General features: G+C 31.9%; 1 protein-coding gene. It reads right to left on the bottom strand.

Translation table 11 applies throughout. The features are described 5' to 3' along the window. Nucleotides 1-846, bottom strand: an 846-nt coding sequence (locus L8X40_RS08365; RefSeq protein ID WP_263667685.1) for a methyl-accepting chemotaxis protein, incomplete at both ends; no start/stop codon positions are given.

Raw genomic sequence — 846 nt, 5'->3', positions numbered from 1 at the left:
TGCACTATCTTTTGCTATTTTTAAGTTCTCTTGGGTTACATGATCAATTTGAGCTACAGCATCATTAATTTGAGTAATACCTGTAGTTTGCTCTTTAATACTCTCACCCATTTCATTAATAGATTGAACTAAGATATTAGTATTAGCTTCAATCTCACCTAAAGACTTTTGAGTTCTTTCTGCTAGGTTTCTAACTTCATCAGCAACAACAGCAAAGCCACGTCCGTGCTCACCTGCACGTGCAGCTTCAATAGCAGCATTTAATGCAAGTAGGTTAATTTGATCTGCAATATCACCTATTATAGAAGTAACATTTTTAATCTCTTCACTTTGAGCAATTACTTCACTAGTTTTATGGGATACATTTTGCATAGAAGAAGTAATTTCTTCTAGTGCTGCTGCTGTTTCTTCTAAAGAAGAAGCTTGAGAAGATGAAGAATCTGTTAGATTTTTAACAGCACTTTGTAATTTACCACTTTCATCTGCTAATAAAGAAGCAAATTCAGAAGATTGTCTTAACATACCTACGATTTCTTGACCTAATACATTAGTAGTTACTTCAACTCCACCTTTAGCATTTTTAACTTCAGTAGTAAAGTCTAATGCTTTATAGCTATCAAATACTCTATTAATTTCATTCATATTAGAACCAACTTTTTGTTCTAATACATTCAGCATTTCATTTAAAACATTTTTTAATTCTACTAATTGAGGGTTAGCAGGAATTGCAGTAATTCTTGCTGTTAGATTACCACTTTCTATTTCTTTAGCTGTATCTACTGATTGTTCTACTGCTTTAGCATCTTGTTCTAATGCATTTTTAGTTTTAGTGATGTTTTCGTTAAT

The organism is Campylobacter sp. CNRCH_2013_0855, assembly GCF_025773025.1.
Taxonomy (GTDB): domain Bacteria; phylum Campylobacterota; class Campylobacteria; order Campylobacterales; family Campylobacteraceae; genus Campylobacter_D; species Campylobacter_D jejuni_C.
The sequence above is the reverse complement of the archived record's forward strand: the minus strand, read 5'-3'. Positions and strand labels throughout refer to the sequence as shown.